Annotated in this window: 19 protein-coding genes; all 19 read left to right on the forward strand. The window is 48.7% G+C overall.

The window, feature by feature from the left end; all coding sequences use genetic code 11:
• Positions 1–392, forward strand: a 392-nt coding sequence (locus tag ACT3XD_RS16880) for a hypothetical protein (RefSeq protein WP_444280617.1), incomplete at its 5' end; no start/stop codon positions are given.
• 142 nt (positions 393–534) lie between these two features.
• The gene (locus ACT3XD_RS16885) at positions 535–1,431 is read left to right on the forward strand and encodes a DsbA family protein (protein ID WP_192539302.1); all 897 of its coding nucleotides are present in this window, start codon (positions 535–537) and stop codon (positions 1,429–1,431) included.
• Between the two features lie 2 nt (positions 1,432–1,433).
• A complete protein-coding gene (locus ACT3XD_RS16890) occupies positions 1,434–1,667 on the forward strand; it encodes a hypothetical protein (protein ID WP_192539303.1) in 234 nt (77 codons plus the stop codon).
• 59 nt (positions 1,668–1,726) lie between these two features.
• Positions 1,727–2,347 (forward strand): hypothetical protein, encoded by a 621-nt coding sequence (locus ACT3XD_RS16895; protein ID WP_192539304.1) that lies wholly within the window; start codon positions 1,727–1,729, stop codon positions 2,345–2,347.
• A gap of 317 nt (positions 2,348–2,664) precedes the next feature.
• Positions 2,665–3,357, forward strand: coding sequence for a M48 family metalloprotease (locus ACT3XD_RS16900; protein ID WP_192539305.1), 693 nt, complete (start codon positions 2,665–2,667; stop codon positions 3,355–3,357).
• A gap of 100 nt (positions 3,358–3,457) precedes the next feature.
• Positions 3,458–4,087 carry a ParA family partition ATPase gene (gene parA, locus ACT3XD_RS16905; RefSeq protein ID WP_192539306.1) on the forward strand — a complete coding sequence of 210 codons (630 nt, stop codon included), beginning with the start codon at positions 3,458–3,460 and terminating at the stop codon, positions 4,085–4,087.
• A gap of 82 nt (positions 4,088–4,169) precedes the next feature.
• Positions 4,170–4,397 carry a plasmid partition protein ParG gene (locus ACT3XD_RS16910; protein ID WP_192539307.1) on the forward strand — a complete coding sequence of 76 codons (228 nt, stop codon included), beginning with the start codon at positions 4,170–4,172 and terminating at the stop codon, positions 4,395–4,397.
• Between the two features lie 84 nt (positions 4,398–4,481).
• The gene (locus ACT3XD_RS16915; protein WP_192539308.1) at positions 4,482–5,243 is read left to right on the forward strand and encodes a Fic family protein; all 762 of its coding nucleotides are present in this window, start codon (positions 4,482–4,484) and stop codon (positions 5,241–5,243) included.
• Positions 5,244–5,250: 7 nt separating this feature from the next.
• On the forward strand, positions 5,251–5,652 hold the full coding sequence (locus ACT3XD_RS16920) for a hypothetical protein (protein ID WP_192539309.1): 402 nt from the start codon (positions 5,251–5,253) through the stop codon (positions 5,650–5,652).
• Positions 5,653–6,157: 505 nt separating this feature from the next.
• Positions 6,158–8,902, forward strand: a complete 2,745-nt coding sequence (locus ACT3XD_RS16925; RefSeq protein WP_192539310.1) for a class I SAM-dependent DNA methyltransferase — start codon at positions 6,158–6,160, stop codon at positions 8,900–8,902.
• A gap of 2 nt (positions 8,903–8,904) precedes the next feature.
• Positions 8,905–10,971, forward strand: coding sequence for a DEAD/DEAH box helicase (locus ACT3XD_RS16930; RefSeq protein WP_192539311.1), 2,067 nt, complete (start codon positions 8,905–8,907; stop codon positions 10,969–10,971).
• A gap of 12 nt (positions 10,972–10,983) precedes the next feature.
• Positions 10,984–12,294 (forward strand): GIY-YIG nuclease family protein, encoded by a 1,311-nt coding sequence (locus tag ACT3XD_RS16935; protein ID WP_192539312.1) that lies wholly within the window; start codon positions 10,984–10,986, stop codon positions 12,292–12,294.
• Between the two features lie 3 nt (positions 12,295–12,297).
• Positions 12,298–13,623 carry an ISL3 family transposase gene (locus tag ACT3XD_RS16940; RefSeq protein ID WP_192539313.1) on the forward strand — a complete coding sequence of 442 codons (1,326 nt, stop codon included), beginning with the start codon at positions 12,298–12,300 and terminating at the stop codon, positions 13,621–13,623.
• 138 nt (positions 13,624–13,761) lie between these two features.
• Positions 13,762–14,019: a hypothetical protein gene (locus ACT3XD_RS16945; protein WP_192539314.1), complete on the forward strand. Its 258-nt coding sequence runs from the start codon at positions 13,762–13,764 to the stop codon at positions 14,017–14,019.
• On the forward strand, positions 14,019–15,386 hold the full coding sequence (locus tag ACT3XD_RS16950; RefSeq protein ID WP_192539315.1) for a tyrosine-type recombinase/integrase: 1,368 nt from the start codon (positions 14,019–14,021) through the stop codon (positions 15,384–15,386). Before ACT3XD_RS16945 ends, ACT3XD_RS16950 begins: the two co-directional genes overlap by 1 nt.
• A 2-nt stretch (positions 15,387–15,388) precedes the next feature.
• On the forward strand, positions 15,389–17,188 hold the full coding sequence (locus ACT3XD_RS16955; protein ID WP_192539316.1) for a hypothetical protein: 1,800 nt from the start codon (positions 15,389–15,391) through the stop codon (positions 17,186–17,188).
• Complete coding sequence (locus tag ACT3XD_RS16960) at positions 17,188–19,107, forward strand: site-specific integrase (protein ID WP_192539317.1); 1,920 nt, start codon at positions 17,188–17,190, stop codon at positions 19,105–19,107. Before ACT3XD_RS16955 ends, ACT3XD_RS16960 begins: the two co-directional genes overlap by 1 nt.
• Positions 19,104–19,550, forward strand: a complete 447-nt coding sequence (locus ACT3XD_RS16965) for a hypothetical protein (protein WP_192539318.1) — start codon at positions 19,104–19,106, stop codon at positions 19,548–19,550. Before ACT3XD_RS16960 ends, ACT3XD_RS16965 begins: the two co-directional genes overlap by 4 nt.
• A 132-nt stretch (positions 19,551–19,682) precedes the next feature.
• A complete protein-coding gene (locus ACT3XD_RS16970) occupies positions 19,683–20,384 on the forward strand; it encodes a helix-hairpin-helix domain-containing protein (RefSeq protein ID WP_192539319.1) in 702 nt (233 codons plus the stop codon).
• Positions 20,385–20,840 lie beyond the last annotated feature (456 nt).

The raw sequence follows: 20,840 nt of genomic DNA on the forward strand, positions 1-20,840 counted from the left end.
GCCGTCAAAACCGTTCTTTGCGCTGTTCACTGAAAGCTATGTCACTTCTACCTCACCGTCTGGTGCGTGCATACCTTGTTGACGACACGCCACATGGGAAGTATCGCCAGGCTGTTTCGGTACAGGGCATTGTGTCTCTTTCCCCGATCATCGGCCTTTTTGTTTTCTTTTTCTGGCGGGCATTTGCGGGTGTCGGTATCGAATGGATCATGCCGTCGATTCTTGCTCTGGCAGTTGGCGGGGTCTTTATGGCCATCTCTACGGCTGGAAGATATGTCAGGAAGGGAAGGATGCGGCGTTTCATTGGCTTGCAGCTATACGCCCTTTTCTGTTGGCTCCTGACGGCCTCTGTCGTGTTTTCTACCCCCTACCTGCTACCTTGGGCCGCCTGATGCCTTCAGGCTCTCACAAAGGCTTACAGCCCCCTTTTTGGGGGTTTTTTGTTTTTGCCTAGAAATCCGGTGTTCCGCTGGCCTGTCTGATCATTTCCTGCGCGTACTCTGCCAAGGTACTTTTCATTCCAGAGGAATACTCATGTCAAAAGCTACATCTTCGGCCACAGGCGACCGTCGCACGATGCACCTTGCGCTTGGCGGTATTATCGGCAGCGGATTGCTGGCACTTGCATTCGGTTTGCTGCTGAACGCCCAGACTGAAACGGCTGATCAACTCCAACAGACCAATGCGAAACTGTCTGACCTTGCCGATGCCATCAACACTTCCTCTGGACAGCAAACGCGTAACACTGACCTGGTGGCCGCCGTTGATCAGGTGATGCAGCAGCGAGCGCAGGCCGAGCAAGAGGCACAGCGCCAGGCATTGTTAGAGGGGTATGACAATGCCCCTACCGATTTGGAAGACGATACGCCCTGGACATACGGGGATGCTGACGCTCGCTTCACGCTGTACACCTATTCCGATCCCAACTGCCCGTACTGCCGTCAGTTTCACAATACTCCCAAGCAACTTGTTGATAGCAGTCAGGGCGTGATGAAGGCTCAGTACCATCACATGACGATCATGGATGCCAACTCGACCACCCAAGCATTGGCGAGTGAGTGTGCAGGCCGTCTCGGTGATAATCAGCATTTCTGGGCGCTTAACGACTATATCTACGAGAATCATCAGGTGCGCGAAGCGGGTTTGCTCGATGTAGCTGAAACGATGGGTTTTGATCGTTCAGCGTTTCGTCAGTGTATGCAAAGCAGCGATGTACAACGCCATGTGGCTGTTCTTGGGCGTGAAGCACAATCAGAAGGTGTTACGGGTACGCCGACATCGTTTTTGATCGACAACGAAACGGGAGAGGAAGTCCGTTTGTCTGGGGCGCAGCCGCCAGGAGCCATCATTTCGGCATTAAGGGGCATGATCGAGCAGGAGAGTGCGGAGGCAGGAACAGCCAACGGCCAACCCGCTGAACAGGAAGGTTAATTATGCTCCCCATTTCCCCGATTGCGATTGCCATTGGTGTCGCCCTCTTTCTGGCCAGAACGAACCTGGCAGGCTTGATAGGCGGTGCAGTGCTGGGGATGGCATTGATGCACCTTTGGCCGGAATACTTTATGCCCGTTTATACCTGGGTCGGCGGCTTGTTGGATTCGCTGGGCATTGGGGACTGGCTGGACGCGTCCAATCAGTCTGCTCCCGTGACGCCCGATGCCGAGTAAAACGCCCCATTCACCTAATGACTGACGCCCTTTTGAGGGCGTTTTTTTTGGAGCGGAACATGCTTCCATATCTAGCATTGCCAGCGATGGCACTTGGGCTCGCGCTGACAATTCCGCCTGCCCTGGGAACGGCGAAAACAGTTATCTCCTCCGGCGATACTGTGTCGGATTCGACAAACCACCACAACGTCCAGATCGTCGTGAGCCACGACTGTCAGCGTGCCTGGTGTCCCGATATTAGGGATCGTTTACAGATAGAGGTACAAGCAGCTCATTATCGGCCAGACCGACACCTTGCAACGATCACAGTTGAACCGCTAGAACGACATGGACGTTTTGCCGAGCCCCGACGACGACTCGATGTTTTGACAGCGGGCGGTCAAGGGAATATGCCGCCAGGCGCGCCAGCACCCTGGGTCAATGCCGAGCTTTTGTCGGGTGCCTCATCAGTGAAACCTACAGAATCGACGCATCGTACCCCTTGGCGGACGTTACCAGACTGGATGCCCCCTTCATCGCTTTCACAATGGAAGTCGGCTAACTCGCAAACCTTGATAGACTCAGCAGACAAAAAAACACAAGGATGGCTTCCTAGATTAAATAACGCTGTTGAGCATTATATAAACCCTTTAGTTGAAAAAGTGCGTTATGTCATTAGTAAAGAAGGCGATGGCTCATGACATCGTTCTGCAAATGTTCTTATCTTCGGTCTTTACAAGGCATAGCGAATTTTTTATGTGCTTTTTTGCACAACACAGCTTTTTTAGCTGGCTTTATTTTATTGAGTATTTTTAGTGCTTTTTTACCTTTAATAATTCTTTGGGCTGTTTATAGCGTTTTTGCACATATTTCTTCTTGGTTGTTCGCCGCCGGTGTTCGTCCTGCATGGCCAGAGATTGACTGGGTGCCGCTATCCCAAAATACGTTGATTCATCTCGCCCTGGTGATCGCGTGGGGGCTGCTGTGTCTTTTGGTTTGGAATGGGGCGAAGCAAGCGATGAGACACCGCAAACGACAGTTGCAGCGTTTGGCCAAGGGGAGATTGGTTAAGGTATCGGCAGACCATCCTATCGCGCTCTATACACAACGTCTGTGCAAGCAACATCGTATCCGATGCCCACACCTTTGGGCCGCCGAGAATGCCTATGTGGTTGCTTTTGTCGTTGCGCCGCCAATAAGAAAATCTCACTTGGTACTGTCAGCGGGTGTTTTGCAGTTGCCGTCGGACATATTGCGCTGGGTGATCGCTCACGAAGTCGGCCATCTGGTTCATGGGGATGCCCGCCATGTGTTTGCCTGGCAGCGCTTTCTGGACAGCGTGCTTGCTTGGCAGCGCCTACGCTTGAAGGTCGTGAAATGGCTTGTTCGGCTATGTTACTGGATACCGCTAGTAGGCCATCCTCTTTGCCGCTTGTTGGTTGGTTTTGAGCGTCTATTCCAAAATTTGGATAAAGCTGGCAGACAGCTCGGTGGTGCAGCTTACGAGGCGTTGACACTTTGGGCGTCACGGCGTAGTGAATTTCGCGCTGACGCCTTTGCAGCGTCACAGGAAGGTGCAGAGCCAGGCATCGCGCTGTTCAGATCGCTGGCAGCGGCTTCCACGTTTGAGCCTTTGCAGCGGCCTATCTGTCTTCGCACACATCCGACGCACCACGAGCGTGTGAAGGCGCTTAAACGTTTTAACTCATAACCTCATAACCTCATTCTTTTATTTGAGTTTATGACCATTTGATAAAATCCCCATTTCTTCATAAGCTCAGATAAGGTTCCTACACGATGGCGGAGATACAATGCACGTTATTGCGGTTTTAAATCAGAAAGGCGGTTCGGGTAAGACGACGATTGCAACGCACCTGGCTACTGCGCTGATGATGGCAGGACATGATGTACTGTTGGTTGATTCAGACCCCCAAGGCAGCGCCCGTGATTGGGCAGCGGTTCGTGAGGATCAGCCGGTGCCGGTAGTCGGCATTGACCGTCCAACCATAGGGCGTGATTTGAAAAACCTGGCTCGCAAAGAATTTGTGGTGATTGATGGCGCGCCACAGGCAGCCGATCTGGCAGCGTCTGCCATTAAGGCAGCAGATTTTGTGCTGATTCCGGCACAACCAAGCCCGTACGATATTTGGGCGACAGCTGATCTTGTCGAGTTGGTGAAGCAGCGTATTGAGATCACTGACGGCAAGATGCAAGCGGCGTTTGTTGTCTCCAGGGCGATCAAGGGGACGCGGATAGGGTCGGAAGTCACCAATGCACTTAACGAATATGAGTTGCCGGTGCTTGAGAGTCGGGTTACTCAGCGGGTTATCTACCCCACGACGGCCGCAACAGGTACAACGGTCTTCGACCAAGACCCTGACGGCCCCGCATCTATTGAAATCAACGCATTGATGAACGAGCTGAAAGCAAAGCTCATTTGAGGTTTTGGGGCTTTGATCAATTGAGTTTTTACGTTAATGCGGCAATAATGATTTGAAGTTATGATTTTTTGAGGTTGTTGAGATGACCAAAGGTGTACTTAGTGCTGGACGCCCAAGCGCGAAAGCAGACAAGCGAAAAGAAGCGACGTTAGCGAGCCTGGCAGACAGACCGGCCAAAAAACGGGTCAACATTGATCTGACGTATGAAGAACATCAGCGGTTGAAGATATACGCGGCTCAGAATGGCATGACCATCAAGGATATCCTGCGTGAACAAATTGATAAGTTGATCGACGGCGATCAAGCGTGAAAGTGTTTTTATTCATTGCATCAAAACCTCATTTGAAGAAAAGCCCATCGGGTTTTTTGAGGTTGACTGATCAGGAGAGGGCGGATGTCTGACAGGTTCTCACGACTTGATCGGCTTAAAGAGCAGCTGGATCAGTATCGACCACTGCCTCATGCCGTTGTCCGCAACCTACATGAATCGCTGGTTTTGCAATGGACTTACCATAGCAACGCCATCGAAGGGAATACGCTCACGCTCAAGGAAACCAAGGTCGCTCTTGAAGGTATTACGGTGGGTGGAAAAACCCTGCGAGAGCACTTTGAGGTTATTAACCATCGAGAAGCGATTTGGATGGTTGAAGACTGGGTTAAGCAGCGTGAGCCTCTATCCGAATGGTTGATCAAATCGCTGCACCAGCTGGTACTCAAAAACGTCGACGATCAGAATGCCGGAGCGTATCGCCAGGTCAATGTCATGATATCAGGTGCCGAGCACCGGCCACCTGAAGCCTACAGGGTTCCTCAGGCGATGAGCGATTTTCTTCATTGGTATCATCAAGAGGCTGGCGCTTTGCACCCCATTGAGCGAGCTGCCCGTTTGCATGGTGAGTTCGTCAAGGTTCACCCTTTCGTTGATGGGAATGGGCGGACATCGCGGCTTCTGATGAATTTCGAGCTGATGAAAGCAGGGTTCCCTGCCGCTCTGATCAAGGTAGAGCAGCGGTTGGCTTACTACGAAGCACTGGATACTGCCCATTGCACCGGCAACTACGATCTTTTTGTCGACTTGCTTTGTGACAGCGTGGAAAACAGCTTTGAGCCTTACTGGTGGGCGCTGGGCATTAATAGACAGCCGGACAGCAAATGAGGTTTTGATGATAGTATCAAACAAGGTTTTGAGGTTATCCGCTTTTGGTGCCTTGATGATTTCATCATTGTCTGTCCATGCTGACGTTGCCATCGCAACCTGGAACATTAACCACTTGGGCTGGAACAACGACAAGGACTTAGCGATTTTAGGTGAGATAGGTAACAGTTTCGATTTGCTCGCAGTGCAAGAGGTCATGAGCGAAGATGGCGCTGAAAATTTGCATCTGTCGTTGGAGCAAGCATCAGGTGAACCTTGGGGATACGTGATGAGTCACCTGATCGGGCGCAGTAGCTATAAAGAGGCGTATGCGTTCTTCTGGCGAGAATCAGAGGTGTCAGCATCGGGTGGGGACGCTGTGTTTTTCGACGGTGCGGACGTCTTTGCACGGTACTCACACGCATTTTAAGTGAAATCCTAATCCTACACATTGAAAATGTGTGAAGAGGGTTGAGTATCTTTCATTAAGCTAAAAAAAAAGTGTGGGTTCCGACCTCAGCCACGTCCCTTCTTTTGAAGTTTGCGCAACATCAAAAAAGCAAAGTTGATAAATCAAAAGGATAGAAATGCAAGAAGGCCAGTTGCGTGTATTGCTTGAATGCGTTGATCTGAAAAGTGTCGCTATTGTGGGCGTGCTTATGAGTAATGTCTGGTGCTTACAATTTACCAGGAAAAATGGTCAGCAACTGTTGTTGGACTCGCACCGCTCCGCAATGTTTTAAAATGGGGTATCCGGAAACTAGTGCGTAATTCCACTCCAGCCTACAGAGTGTCAGTTCATCCGTAAACCGGAATTGCGTGTGTGATAATCGTGTCGTATCATCAGGCTTCTAAACCGGAACTAAGTGTGTATTCTGTCGCCAGAATTCGCACGTAGTCGAAGGCTCGACGAACGACTGGCCAGGAGTGGAAACATGGCGATTAGTCAGGCACGCATTATCGAATCCATGGAGCAGGCCTGCTCCAACGTAAATCCGGATGAGTTCATTTTCTCCTTCCTTGATGCTTATGGATTTCCGAAAAGCACCATAACCCGCCTTCGCAAGCGCGATGATAGCCGGAACGTTGCAAGTGGCAATGACGTTGGACTGAAGAAGAAGCTCTACTTCCGATCCGCTCCAGAGGGAGCCGATTTGAACGCCGAAGCCGACTCCCTCAAGGCAAGTGAAGTCGTATCTCGGAACGATATCCGCTTCGTTATTGTGACTGACTTCAAGAGCCTGGTCGCTCTCGATCTCAAGGCAGAAGAGCGCCTTGAAGCCACGATGGAGGAGCTGGATAAGCAGTACGCCTTCTTCCTGCCGCTGGCTGGGTATGAGAAGGCGGTCATGTATTCAGAGCATCCGGCAGACGTTAAGGCCTCTGAGAAGATGGGGCGGCTGTTTGATTTGATCCGCGAACGCAATGACCTCTCGAAGTCTGAAGACATTCACGCGCTCAACGTTTTCCTTACCCGCCTCTTGTTCTGCTTCTACGCCGAAGACACTGGCATCTTCGCGCAAGGCCAGATGACATCTGCCATTCAGTCAACGACACAGGAAGATGGATCTGACGTAGATCAGTTTTTCTCAGATCTTTTCACTGTCTTGAATCTGGATGATAAGGCTCCTGAGCGTGCGTCCATGGCTGCCCATTTCCAGGAGTTCCCCTACGTCAATGGTGGCCTGTTTGAGGCAGATGAGCCGATCCCCGAATTTGGAAGAAAAGCCCGGCGACTCTTGATCGATTGCGGGAGCATGGACTGGTCTGAGATCAACCCAGACATTTTTGGCTCAATGTTCCAGGCGGTCATTGACGAAGAGCAACGGGGAAGCTTAGGACAGCATTACACCTCTGTCTCCAACATCATGAAGGTAATTCAGCCTCTATTCCTCGACAAACTTTATACTGAACTTGAGAAAAGCCGGAAGAACGAACGAAAACTCAAAGAGCTGCTTCTGCGACTCCAGAATCTGCGAATCTTTGATCCGGCCTGCGGTTCAGGAAATTTCTTGATCATAGCTTACAAAGAGCTCCGAAAGCTGGAAATGGAAATTATCGACGCTCTGAATGCAGTCTCGGACCAGACTGAAATGTACTATTCCGGAATTAAACTTTCCCAGTTCCACGGCATAGAAATTGATGATTTTGCTCACGAGGTAGCCGTCTTGTCTCTCTGGTTAGCAGAGCATCAAATGAATATGGCGTTTAAGGAGAAGTTTGGGTACGCAGATGCCGCACTTCCCTTAAAAGACTCAGGCCATATCGTTTGTGATAATGCGCTACGCGTGGACTGGAGTGGCATCTGCCCACCGGAAGACTCCAAAGGCGAGCCTTATGAAGTATACATTTGCGGCAATCCACCCTTCTTAGGGAGTGGTGGACGTAGTGAAGCTCAGAACCAAGATATGGCTAACGTATTCGCGAGCTTCAAATCTTTTGGAATGCTTGATTTTGTTGCTTGCTGGTACTGGAAAAGCGCCCAATACATATCCGGGCGTAATGCAGAGTTTGCTTTGGTTTCAACAAACTCTATCTGTCAGGGCGAGCAGGTTGCTGTATTATGGAAACCTATATTGGATAAAGATCTAAAGATTAAGTTCGCCTACCAAACATTCTCATGGAAGAATCACGCCAAACAAAATGCTGCTGTTCATGTAGTTGTAATTGGTGTAACGAATGCATCGGATTTTAATGGTGCAGCGATCTTCAAAGAGCAAAACAATAAAAGTATCCATCGCGTAGAAGTAGAAAACATCAATCCATATCTGGTTGAAGGGCATGACACTGTTATAAATAGTCGTAGTAAGTCGCTGTCCTCGGTGCCGGAGATGGTGTATGGGAATAAACCCGTAGATGGCGGAAACTTGCTATTAAGCACAGCAGAAAAGGATCAGCTAATACAGTCTGAACCTGGCGTTGCTAAGTGGATAAAGAGAGTTCTAGGCGCTCAAGAGTTCATCCAGTCAAAAGAGAGGTGGTGCTTGTGGCTTGTGGGCGCTCCTCTTGGCGAAATTAATGACATGCCATTGGTTAACAAACGAATTGAATCAGTCCGAGAGATGCGTGCTCATAGTAAAAAAGTAGCCACACAAAAGATAGCAGATAGGCCAAACCTTTTTGGTGAAATCCGACATCCTGAGAATGGTACCTATATCCTCGTCCCTTCTGTTTCCTCGGAGCGACGCCCTTATGTTCCGATCGGTTTTTTCGGCGCAGATGTAATTACTACCAATGCAAACTTAATGATCCCGAACGCTACCCCTTTTGAGTTCGGCATCCTGACATCCGAAATGCACAATGACTGGATGCGCACCGTCGCAGGTAGGCTGAAGAGCGATTATCGCTATTCTGCTACGCTGGTTTACAACACATTCCCTTGGCCAGAAGCCAGCGACCGGCAGCGAAAGAAAATCGAAGAGCTTGCCGAGGAAGTCCTTCTTGTTCGTGAGGATTACCCCGATAAATCCTTGTCCAAGCTTTATGATCCGAAAGAAATGCCGGAGCCATTGCGGGAAGCCCATAAAGCTCTGGATCGAGCTGTCGAAAAGCTCTATCGCGAGAAGCCATTCCGAGATGCAACAGAGCGTTTGGAGCATTTGTTTGCCCGGTACGAGAAACTGATTGCTGAAGAGAAAGCACAGAAGCCAGCCAAGAAAACAGTCAAAGGGAGTAATTGATCATGGCTGATCTGATGACGGTCCAGTACAAGCAGACTGGCAAGAGTTCGAATCTGAACGAATTAGGTATGCGTGAAATGCAGGCTCGGGCGTATGACGCTCGCGATGCGCAATACCTGCTTTTGAAAGCGCCTCCTGCATCCGGCAAGTCGCGAGCCCTAATGTTTCTTGGATTGGACAAATTGCACCACCAGGGTCTGAAGAAAGTCATCGTGGCTGTGCCCGAAATGTCCATCGGTGGCTCCTTCAAGGATACTGATCTCACGAGCGCTGGTTTCTTCGCCGACTGGAAGGTGCAGCCCAGCTACAACCTTTGCGTACCTGGCGGGGAGAACCACAAGGTCAAAGCGTTCATCCGCTTCATGTCTGATCCGGACGCAGACGTTTTGATCTGCACCCATGCAACCCTGCGGTACGCCTACAAGGAATTGGCTCCCTCGAACTTCAACGACACCCTGCTGGCAATTGACGAATTCCATCACACCTCTGCGGACGGCGAAAACCGGCTTGGCGAGCTTATTGATGGCGTCATGGCGGGCTCCAACGCCCACATTGTAGCGATGACAGGATCCTACTTCCGGGGCGACGCAGTACCAATTTTGCTGCCCGAGGATGAGGAGAAGTTTACCCAGGTCACCTATTCCTACTACGAACAGCTCAATGGCTACAGGTATTTGAAGTCGCTAGGAATTGGCTACCACTTCTACACCGGCCGGTACCTGGATGCTGTGCATGAGGTGCTGGACACCTCGAAGAAGACGATTGTCCATATCCCAAACGTCAACGCGGTCGAGTCCACGAAGGACAAGTATTCTGAGGTCGATTACATTCTCGACGCTATCGGTGATGTCGTCGAGAAGGATATGAAGAGCGGTATTATTACCGTGAAGGACCAGTCCGGCCGACTTTTGAAGGTTGCCGATCTGGTTGATGACAACCCTCTCCGGATAGAGGTTCAGAACTACCTCAGGAATGTGTCGAAAGCAGACGACATGGATATCATCATTGCCCTGGGTATGGCGAAGGAAGGCTTTGACTGGCCTTGGTGCGAGCATGTTCTAACCATTGGCTATCGCTCATCGCTCACCGAAATCATCCAGATCATCGGTCGTGCTACTCGTGATTCAGAAGGCAAAACACACGCCCAATTTACCAACCTGATTGCCCAGCCAGATGCAGAGGATGACGACGTCAAAACGTCGGTCAACAACATGCTCAAGGCCATCACTGTATCGCTACTGATGGAGCAGGTTCTCGCGCCTGCTGTGAACTTTAAACCACGGTCGAGGATACGGCCCGGCGAGGAAGTTGATCCAGGCACCGTGGTTATCGAAGACACCACATCACCTGTCTCCGACAAGGTCATGAAGGCCCTGGAGAACATGGACAACATCAAAGCCGCCATTCTCCAGAAGCCTGAAGTCATTGCACCGGCTGTAACAGGCGATGATGACCCAGAGGTCATGGAGCAAGTGGAGATTCCGAAGGTCGTGGAAACGCTTTACCCAGATATGGATGACAGTGAGATAAGCACTGTCTCAGAAGCCGTACACGCTTCCATGGCCATACAGTCCACCGGAGGGCTGTTCGATGAGGCTGACCTGCCTGAGGGCGCTCAGATCATGACTCCCGAGGGGGTTCAAGAAGATCCAGCGGATTATCAAAGCGACGGTCAGACATCTTCGAAGAGAGACTCCAATGCAGGGAACGATGAGCCAAAACCCAATCGCAAGTTTGTCCTCATTGGGAACAAGTTCGTCAATATCGAGAACCTGAATGTCGATCTGATTCGTCAGGTGAATCCCTTCCAAGGTGCCTACGAAATTCTCTCAAAATCCGTGACGCCCTCGGTGCTCAAGACCATTCAGGACACCGTAGTCGGTATGCGATCTCAGATGTCTGAAGAAGAGGCCGTTATCCTCTGGCCGCGAATCAATGAGTTCCGAAAGGAGAAAGGCCGAGAGCCTTCTGTGACGGCTAGCGAGCCGTATGAACGTCGTTTGGCAGATGCGCTGGCCTACATCAAGAGAAAGGCCCAGGAGCGCAAGGCGCAGGCACAGACGCCGTAAGGAGGATATGGAATGCCACCGATCAATCACAACAGAAAAAAGGCCTCTACTCGGCCTTCGCTGGACGACGTATTCGCCAGCCCGGATGAGTTCGGTCTTCTTGATGTCGAGGCCAAGAAATCAAGCTCAGGTGCTCCTCTTGAAGTGTCTCGATTTGAAGAGATCTGTGCATTCGTTGATCAGCAGGGAAGAGCTCCGCAAGCTGAGGGTCGTGACCTCCAGGAAAAGCTTCTCGCCCGGAGACTAAAGAGCTACGCGGAGAAGCAAGATCTGTTGTCAGCGCTGAAACCACACGACCGTCATAACCTGCTATCCGAGCCCGCACTGGCTTCGAATCAGGAGGCGACCGCACATAATGAGGAGGCGCCCTCTCGCGCCCCGACCGAACCGCGTAGGCCAGCGTCGAAAATGGACGTCAATCAAACGGAAAATGTCACCTCACTTGATGACATTTTATCGAGTGATGCATTCTCAGAGTTTGACCAAGGCGAAGACTCCCTTTTTGACCCGGTTCATGTCTCATTCGAGAAAAACCGAGAGGAGCCAGATGAGATTGCTCAGCGACGTGTCTGCCTGGATTTCTATGCGTTTAAGCCAATATTCAAGGAGCTGCATGAGAAGCTGAAAACTGGCGACGTAAAGGCGGCTCGCTTCCAACAGGCTTCACAAGTTCAGCCAGGCGATGCCTTCATACTTGAAGGTGTTATGTGTCTGGTAGATGAGGTCGGAGAATACAGAGAAGATAACCAGGGGCGTTATGACCCACGCCTGCGTATCATTTTCGAGAATGGAACGGAATCCAATCATCTCTTACAGTCGCTGGCAAAACGCCTTTACCAAGAGCCTACTGGACGCAGAATCATCCGTGATTCTGAGTCCGTAGTTGATGCCTTCAACAATGTGAACCACAAGGATAAGCGAGCAGGTCAAATCTATTTCGTCACGACGTTGAGCGACAAGCCCGCACTTCGTGAAATACCGAGTCTGTTAAAGATCGGCTATACCGAGCTGACTGTCGATGAGCGGACAAAAAATGCGGAACGAGACACCGCATTCCTTGAAGCACCGGTCAAAAAGCTCGCATCAATAGAGTGCTACAACTTGAATCCGAACAAGTTTGAGACGCTGATTCATGGGTTTCTGCATGCCCAGCGAATTAAGATGACGCTCACCGGGAGGGACGGAAAAGAATACCACCCGAGAGAGTGGTTTTCTGTTCCGCTCGACACGGCCCGCGAGGTCGTGAAGCGAATCATTGATGGAAGCATCGTTCAGTACCGCATGGATAATACCACCGGGCGATTGGTGAAGAAGAAGGTATGAACGATGCGCCAGTTTGACCTGCTAAACATGGATACCCTCCAGTCGAGCAATCTGATTGATGAGGGGGATCACTACGTCATTGAGGTTGATGGCCAAGGAATCCCTGGGCGGTGCCCACATTGCCAGGCTGAGGGGCCGTATAGACACGGTACTCAGCAACAGCACTACATCGATACCCCGATGCATGGAAAGCCCGTACTGCTCCGCGTGGACCGAGCTCGCTTCCGATGCAAAAATTGTGGGAAGACCTTTTTCTCAAACCTGCCGGATATCGATCCGAAACGGAAAGCCTCCACCCGATTCATCAAATACGTCGAGCAGGAGGCGATGAAGAAAACCTTCGCAAAGCTCTCACGCGAGGCAGGCATTGATGAAAAAACGATTAAGAATATTTTCGAGGACTACGTTCACCGCCTTGGAAAAGAGATCAAGTTTGAGACTCCCGAGTTTTTGGGTATAGATGAACTGAAGATCATCGGCGAATACCGCTGCCTGATCACAAATGTGAACGAGCTGGCCGTCTACGACTTGCTACCCAATCGTCGGAAAACCGACCTCATGACCTACTTTAAGGCTATGCCTGACAAGCACAAGATCAAGGTGGTCACGATGGATATGTGGCGGACCTATAAGGATGTCGTGAACGCGCAACTGCCAGGTCGCGATATTGTCGTGGATCGTTGGTATGTCATCCGCATGGCTAACGAGGCGCTGGAGGCCGTGCGAAAGCAAATTCGTAAAGGCCTCAACACTCGACAGAGGCTGAAGCTGAAAGACGACCGCTTTATCCTTTTGGAGAGGGGGCACAACCTTTCGCCCGAGCAGCGTGAACAGATGCAGTCCTGGTTCGATCTTCATCCAGAACTGGCTATGGCTTATGAGGCCAAGGAGAACTTCCATAACATCTACTCGTGTCGCAACAAGGCTGAGGCTCAGGAGTTTGCGAGGGCATGGATGAGATCACTGCCGCCTGCAATCGAGCCAGCCTTTGAGGCATCCCGCACAGCGTTATTGAACTGGTGGGGGGAGGTTTTCAACTTCTATGATCACCGGATCACAAACGCCTATACTGAGTCTGCGAATCGGCTGGCAAAGGATATTAACTGGATGGGACGTGGATACAGCTTTGAGGTCATGCGTGCCCGACTGATCTACGAGAAGCAAGCGCGTAAACCAACAACCAAGCTGAGAGAACGAAAGCCGAAAGGCAAACCTCAACCGGAGACCCTATCGAGATCTGTTGGTCTGGAGAAAGTGCCCAGAACGGTTGAGTACGGTGCACATATCCCTACGCTTTGCGAACTGCTGGAAAGCGGCCACTTTTCCTGATGTTTCTACATTGATACCGGAATTGAGGGAGAGAGAAAATCATCTGTTCCCACACTCAATTCCGGATACCCAAAATGGGGACGCCCCTTTTTCTTCTGCTCTAACACTAGGTTTTCGACAAGCTAAGGTGATCGCCCCATGAAGCTTTTTATTACTAATGAGCGAGGCCGGAGAGAGTGGTTGTGGATCGTTAGTCTAGTCGGTGAAAGGGCCGCATTAGCGGCGCTAGCAAGCTTGCCAGGGCAGTCTAAAGCCTTCCAGCTTAATATTGCGAAGACGCTCAACCTTGAACTTCCAGCCGAACATGATCTGCCGCAAACCTCTGAGAACGTTGATGCGGGCCGCCGAGCCGGAGAGCGTGAACTGGCAAATATGAAGAAGATGCTCAAATTCTGATGCCTATAGAAATTATCAGCTATCAGCTTAAAAATTTTGAATTCAGGACCCCCGTCACTGGCATTGACGCTAATGGCGAGGTGCAGGTTGGCTACGCTGATGAAAAGCCTCACCTGATATCAGACATCACCCTTCTTTACTCGCTGCAAATGGATGACAGCGGAAACGTGGTCGAGGCCAAGGGGGTTGAAGTTGCCAACAATTACTTGATGCATTTAATGGTCAACAAGGATCATAAATGCGTTTCTCTCCAGTCGAGGGCGCTAATCCATTTCTTTGCCTTCCTAAGTGAGCACCAGATGCGGTGGGATGTAATGCCTCACCGCCAGAACAAGCGTCCAACATACCGATTCAAAAAACACCTTGAGGCGCTGTACCGCAGTCGTGAGGCGGAATCAAAATTAGAGGCAAGTACCTGTCAGGGGTATATGCGCTGTGTGGTTAATTTCTATCGTCACATGATTGCAAAAGGTCATCCGTTTGATAACCCGCCATTCGAGCACGAGGTCATGGTCGTTAACGTCCAGGGCGGATATTCATCAATGAGCGCCACTCGGAGCATCAATGTTCAGACGACCGACTTGAGAATAAAAGCAGCAAATAGAGGTAGAAGGGACGGGATTCCCCCTAAATTAGTCTCCTTATCTAAGTTTGAGTGGGATGAGCTTGATTTTGTGCTTCGCAAAGACCGCAGAATTATCAGGAATATAAATGGCAGGGAAGTCGTCGGCTCTCTCGCAATTGAGTTCAGTTTTATTTTTCTCATTATGCGCTACAGCGGCCTAAGGCGAGGGGAGATCATTACATTTAGGGCTTCGTCGGTTTTCAGGCCCACGGCCGACCAAATCAAGAAAGGGTATGTCACGCTTCGCATAGGACCGTCTTGTGGCGTTCAAACAAAGAATGGAACAGAAAGAGAAATCGAAATGCCTGCATACTTAATGTTAAAGCTATACGAGTACACAATGGGCAAGCGGTATATTCGACGCAGAAATATGTTTGAGAAAGAAAACAGTGGTGTCGATGCTCCTTTTTGCCTTAATAATAAAGGCAACCAATTTTCCTCCGGCACCTTAAATGCCAGGTGGGGTGAAGTAAGAAAAATGATGACCAAGAGGATTGGTCGTCATTTTGAACATAAGCCCCACAATCTAAGGGCTACTTATGGCGTATTTAGGCTGTACTCTTTGATTGATGCCGGAGTGCCTCAAAGTGATGCGTTGACGCTTATCCAGAGAAAAATGGGTCATTCCGACATTTCGTCAACGCTTCATTATCTTAAGCAAGTGCAGGAAGAGGCTTCTGGTGACGAGAAGGCAGAGCATGTTTATGAGTACCTTTTTGATCGTGAAGAGTTTGAGTTTTAACTATGGCCTTCCAGAAGAAAAAGAATAGAAAAAGCTTGCCTTCGGCCAGCGGAATGGCTGATTTAAAGTCGAATATAACGCCTATTTCCATGGATGCAATGGTGCTTTCTTTTGGTGGAAGACCGGCTTATTTTAAGCGCCTAAACTATTTTGGTTGCCCAGCACCCCTGACCGGAAAAAAAGGTAAGATGCCAGAAAGTAAAGTCGATATGAATAGGCGAGAATTTGTAGCGGATATGTATGGTCTATTTAGCGGCTTTCATCTTGATTCTCAAACTGGATACACTGATTTTCGTCAATTAACTTATTATATCAATGCACTGGATAATCATGGAAGAAGAATTGATTTTAGTGAAGACAATATCCTGTGGTACATGGAGCATAAAAGGTCTCAGTATCTTAAGGGCGATATTGCGAAGGGTTCATTAGGTGTTGCCAGGAAGTTTCTTTCAGTATTGCTGGTGGCGATGGGGGATGTTGCTCTAGCAAGAAAGTTACCCTCTATTAAAAAGGTAAGTGAATCCGCAGTCCCACATAAAACGTTATCAGATGATGATCTGGTTGCGACTGGCAAGAAGCTAATGATTTCCTATATGGCTTACAGTCGAATCGTTTTAAGTGGTAAAGCGCCGAGCATTTGTCCATTGTTTGATGCAGTAGAGCTCAGTAGTAAAGGGTTTACTGAAGATGAAATTTCTGCTTTTGAGTTTACTGCGAAGATGCGTGTATTCAATGGTGACTGGCGTAATCTGGTGACACGCCTTGCCTTTATGATTGTCTCGTTGTGGACAGGGGCCAACCTGACTCCTCTAGGCAAGTTAACGCGAGGTGATGCGATTTTTAAGAAGGGTGATGGTGACAACTATGAGTTTGATTCTGTAAAAGCAAGGGCGTTGTATGCAGAGCAAAAGCTTGGCTTTGGTTTTGTTAAGCGCACAAAGCTTTTTATTGAGAATTGGCTCCTTGTGTCAGATACATTTACCTCTGATAAAGACGCACCTCTTTTCCCGTTTTTTGGTAACCATGGAGAGCTGAACCCTGGCAGTTGCATATATCTTAATCCGCACAGAGCTATCAATAACGCCATTGTGCCTTATGGCTACCCCCGTATTAATACTAGCGTGCTTAGAAAAACTCGCAGCAGTATTCTTTTGAGGGCGTTTGGAGATATTTTTGTTGTCGCGGACGCAAATAGAAGCAGTCCAGAAACGGCAGCCAAATCCTATTTGTATGGAGTTGAGGCGACGCATCAAATACAGCTCGCGGGAGCATTTATAGCTCAGGAAAGCATAGCGTTTGGGGTTTCTAAGAAGCTGGCCATAGAGAATGCAACCTATAAATTCAAGGACCCTTTGACTGAAGCTGAATGGCTAGCCAAGAAAAAAAAGATACCCAACAAGACGCCAACTGGAATGCGCTGTCAAGATCCCTTTGGTGAGCGCGCAAAGCAATCATTGATTCCTGTAAGAGACTTGCACAGCAGTGACACCGGAGCTTGTGTTGATTTTCTAGGCTGCTTTGGGTGCGAGCATCACGGGTTGATTGCAGAAAAAGATGATATCTGGCTGATGATGTCATTTAGGGATTCGATAATTGACACAATGAGCAGACCTTCATTGAACAGTTTGCCTTCAACGAAGCTTGAAAAGACGCTGAATACTGTTGGCGAAATAATGAAAAGGTTTGAGCAGAAGGCACCTGCTGAATATCGAGCAGCACTTGAATTGAACAAAGAGAGCTCGCATCCACTTTATAACGACGAGTCGGCACTCGAAGACTTATTGGAGGTCTACGCTTTATAATGGACAATACTCACAATAACTCATTGCAATCTCAGTATTCCGAAAGCGATCTCGGTGATGTCGTTACTACGGATGGTAACGGCTTGCCACTTTCGTATGTCTACAGTGATGAGTGGGACTTCTCCATGGAGAGGACTGTGGCGTTTAACAGGCCGTGTAAAGTCACCTTTGCCGGTATACCAGAAGATCGACGAAGAGCCATACAGGATGCGTTAAAGAGCATCTATAAAGAGAACCAAACATACTCTGTGGGCTATTTAGTGGCAATTAGGGTTGGATTGGCTAGAATAGCTGATTGCCTAGAATCTCATGATTGGAAGTTGATTGATCAAGAGGCTTCGTACCGTAAATTTAAAGCTGCGCTAAAAAATGAAGCGCTAGGGCGAGGTTCTGTAGAAAACGTAGTGGCAACAGTTAACGCCCTCCATGATATTGGGCTTATATCTCGCCTTATACACAATGGAAAGTCTTTTATTAAAAAGCACTGTTGCCCGAGTAAAGTGAACAGCAAGCAATCTGTAGCAATCCCGGAAAATATGGCTAAGAAAATGTATAAAGATGCATTTGAGGTTGTGGAGCGCTACCATCCTTGGCGACATGAAATCAGCCAAGGATATGGGCTGTACTTTAACGAGTTGCGTGCATATAAGGACGAAAAGGGTTACTCATATAATTTCAAGCGTAATGTAGGAGGTAAAGTTAAGCATGGCGTGCCATTTGATGACTTTTACCTTGACGGCCGCACTACATGCGGCTCACAAATTCAAACAGCCTGCCTTCTTGTTTTGCTTGGTTTTAGTGGCGTGAGAATTTCGGAAGCGCTAAGCTTTAATAAATCTAGTTATAAAGAGCATTCTTATGGAGATATAATAGTTCCGACATTAACAGGGGCAATTACTAAAACCCAAGAAGGCGGAGTGCCAAAAAAAGAAACCTGGGTGACGCATCCGATTGCCAAGAAAGCTCTTGAATTAGCTTATGATTTAAGTCAGTTTGCTCGCGACCATTATAATGATAAATATAAGGATAAGCCTTATATGTTAGGAGCGTTGAACTCCTCGTTTCTTGTTCTTAATATTGCCCATCAGACTGAACGGATTATAATCTCTAATTTCGGAAGGGATTTGAGTGGCTTCTTGAAAGCTCATAATATTTTTGCTTCTGAAGGAGACGTTGTTGAGTTTGACCTATTAAACCCAGAGCGGGAAGGCGAACTAAAGTCGGGTGGATTTTTGCCAAAGCTTTCACCCCATGATTTTCGTAGAACGTTTGCAGTCTTTTTAGTAAGAAACAAGCTTGGCAATATGATGACTCTTAAGCATCAATACAAGCATCTTAATGTTATCATGACAAAATGGTACGCAAACAATTATGAGCTCGTCAAAGCGCTTGATTTAAGCGTCGATAGCGAACTAAAGGGTCTAGTGAATGAAGCTAATATAGGTGTCACGGTAGATTCTTTATTTGAAATCTACAACAGCGAGACCTTGTCAGGTGGCAAGGGTGAGCGAATTGCGGAGGAGCGTAGCAAGGGTGATTATGCCGGCTCTATATATATTAGCCGGGACGAGATTGATCGCCAGGTCAGAAATGGTGCTGTCAATGTGGTTGAGCATCCAACGGGATACTGCTTTAAGCCCGACTGTAGCCGAATATGCTCTTCTGATCGGTCTTCGAAGACATGCCAATATGAAGCCATTACGCCAGACAAGGCCAGGTCGCGCATTCCCTCTAGGGATCGATTAATAGAACGGTTTAAGGCTCTGAATGATGGGCGTTTTTACATGGCAAACATACTAACTGACATGGCCCTAAAAATTGAAGCCATTGAACAAAATCTAGCTGCGCATAATATTGAGTTCACCCCTTTTAAGGCTTATATAATTGCGAACTCAATTGCGTATAAGGAACTACAGTGAATAGCCAGAAAGAATTTACATTACAGCGGCTAAAGGATGCATTCGAGCGACTGAGGGCAGGAAAGCCGGAGCGCACCAAGGCCGATGGGAAAGTGTCGATTAAGCGAGTCAATGATGAGGCTGGATTGAGCCAAGGGGCAATATACTATTATAAGGCCTTTGTTGAGGAACTCAGGGCTGAAATTCGCATTATTGAAGCCGAGAGGGAAAGACGTCAGGTTGTAGATGACATGGGGCTTAATCTTTCAACTGAGGCAAAGCTACGGCTTGAAAGGGATCGGGAAAAAAGACTAAAGATTGAGTATCGTGACCAGGTAAAAAACCTCAAGCAATTGTCGGATAAAATTATTGCCGAAAACGTGTCTCTGGCGTTCCGTTGCAGGGAGTTGCAGGATGAGCTTTGCAGGGCATCGGCAATGAAAGTCACTCCCATTGGCCGATAATGTGTGAAAATTGGCATCTGTTAATCATCCTTTCACGCCTATAGTGTGGGATTTTTGATAAAAGTGAGAAATTAACGTAAGTGCTTGGTATGAATCGATATTGGTTATTTTTTAACAGGTGCATGTGTAGCAGTGGCCCGTGAGCCGTATTCAGCGCTGTTTACTGATCGAGATACCAGTGAGACATTTGCCATTGCCAACGTGCATATTCTATATGGCGATAGTGTTCGTGACCGGCTGCCTGAGATTGAGGGGTTGGCTGATTACTGGCAGTGGTTAGGTGAAGAAGCCTATCCTGGTGTGCCTCGCATACTGGCAGGGGACTTCAACCTCGACAGCGAGCACCTTGGCTTTGACACGCTTGAACTTTTGGGTGTTGAAGCGGCATACGAGGATGGCAGAGGCACAACGATCAGCACGACAGAGGACAGGTATCCGAATCACTACGATCACATATTCCTGCAGGAAGGCACGTCTTTGTCAGTAACTGACCAGGGTATTCTGAGATTTCCTGAGCGCTGGGGGATCAATCATAAAGTTGCCCGCGATGTTATTTCTGATCATGTGCCTGTATGGATTGCTTTGAACGGTGCTTCTTTGCGCTTACCCGATGATGCGACAGTCGTGGCATCTTCCAAGACAAATACCTGCATTGATATCAATTCAGCGCCAGCGGATGAATTAAACGATCTGCCCCATGTCGGCGAGAGCAGGGCAGCAGAGATTGTTGATGGTCGGCCCTGGTCGTCACTTGATACGCTTGTTGCCGTCAGTGGCTTGAGCGATGGCCGCGTAGAGGACATTTCTTCTTCAGGGTTGGCCTGCGATCTCTAAAGGATATATGGAAAGGATAAAAGGACAAAAGGGAAGAAGGAGGCTCAAAAATATCTATTTCAGACAGTTGTTTAGCGATCAAAGCTGTCCACTCCGTACATAGAAACCCGTTCGAGTCGTACATAGAAACCCGTTCGAGTCGTACATAGAAACCTGTCCGCTCCGTACATAGAAAGCGGTGTCTGGTCTTACTGCCCAGGGTAATCCGTACAGAGCGTACATAGAAAACCTGTTCACTGCGTACATAGAAACGTGTACAGACCGTACATACAAAACCCTGAAATACCTCAAACCCGTCCAGAGCGTACATAGAACGGCAGCTTTTTTTCACTGGGTTATCCCCAAAATCTGTGGATAACTCAGAAGATTTACAGATCGTACATAGAAACGTGTACAGATCGTACATAGAACCCGATGGTTTGCTCTGGAGGCTCCAATCAGAAAGAGGCTATGTCC

This window comes from Halomonas sp. AOP7-B1-5 (assembly GCF_052353045.1).
Taxonomy (GTDB): Bacteria; Pseudomonadota; Gammaproteobacteria; order Pseudomonadales; family Halomonadaceae; genus Vreelandella; species Vreelandella colorata.